We start from the raw sequence: 1,323 nt of genomic DNA, 5'->3' as shown, positions 1-1,323 counted from the left end.
CTCCAGAACGCCGTCAACGAGGCGAACCAGAAGATCGTCGCCGACAACAACCTGAAGCTCGCCTTCGAGCCGCAGATCCGCTTCCCCGAGAACAAGGACGAGATCGAGGCCGCGATGGAGGCCAAGGGCGATCTCGCCTTCACCGTCGCCCTCGAGGTTCTGCCGAAGATCGAGCTCGTCGACATCTCCGACGTTTCGCTCGTGAAGCCGGTCGCCGAGGTTCCGGACGCCGATGTCGACGCCGCGCTGCTGCGCATGGCGTCCGGCAACCGCACCTATTCGGCGAAGGGCGAGAAGGCCAAGGCCGAGACCGGCGACCGCCTGATGATCTCCTATGTCGGCACCATCGACGGCAAGGCTTTCGAGGGCGGCACCGGCGAAGGCATCCCGCTCGATCTCGGCTCCGGCCAGTTCATCCCCGGCTTCGAGGAGCAGCTCGAGGGCGTGAAGCAGGGCGAGACCCGCACGATCAAGGTCACCTTCCCTGAGAACTACGGCGCGGCCCATCTCGCCGGCCAGGCGGCCGAATTCGTGGTCACCGTTACCGAAGTCCAGGGCCCGGACGCGATCAAGATCGACGACGAGCTCGCCAAGGCCTTCGGCATGGAGTCGCTCGATGCGCTCAAGACCGCCGTGAGCGAGCAGATCGGCCGCGACTTCGGCGCCCAGTCGCGCCGCAAGCTCAAGAAGAGCCTGCTCGACGCGCTCGACGGCAAGTACACCTTCGAGCTGCCGCCGACGCTGGTCGACCAGGAGTTCAACAGCGTCTGGAGCCAGGTCGAGGCCGACATGAAGCAGGCCAACAAGACCTTCGCCGACGAGGACACCACCGAGGACGCAGCCCGCGCCGACTACCGCAAGATCGCCGAGCGCCGCGTGCGCCTCGGCCTCGTGCTGGCCGAGATCGGCGAGCAGGCCAAGGTGCAGATCTCGGATGACGAGGTCACCCAGGCCCTGRTCGARCGMGYCCGCCARTTCCCSGGCCAGGAGAAGCAGGTCTGGGAGTTCTACCRSAAGAACCCGCAGGCTCTCGCCGAGATCCGCGCCCCGATCTTCGAGGAGAAGGTCGTCGACCATCTGCTCGGCCAGGTGAAGGTCGAGGATCAGACGGTATCGCGCGAGGCGCTCTACGCCGATGACGAGGTGGAAGCCGCCACCGAGGCCAAGCCGAAGAAGGCTGCCGCCAAGAAGAGCAAGAAGGCCGAAGACAAGGCCGAAGACGCTTCCGCCTGAGCGTTCCGGCAACCTTAATGCCAGCCTTTGCGCCGCCGGCCTTCGCGACCGGCGGCGCTTCCCTTTTCAGCCACGTTCGGCGTGCTTATG

At 65.9% G+C, this 1,323-nt stretch carries 1 protein-coding gene; it reads left to right on the top strand.

The window, feature by feature from the left end; translation table 11 throughout:
• Nucleotides 1–1,233 (top strand): trigger factor (gene tig / locus AB4Y99_RS27650; RefSeq protein ID WP_441525605.1); only part of this gene is annotated, 1,233 nt, incomplete at its 5' end.
• Nucleotides 1,234–1,323 lie beyond the last annotated feature (90 nt).

It is taken from the genome of Allobosea sp. TAB14 (genome assembly GCF_052113865.1).
Classification (GTDB): domain Bacteria; phylum Pseudomonadota; class Alphaproteobacteria; order Rhizobiales; family Beijerinckiaceae; genus Allobosea; species Allobosea spartocytisi.
Note: the sequence above shows the minus strand (reverse complement) of the source record. Positions and strands in the feature narration are given on the sequence as shown.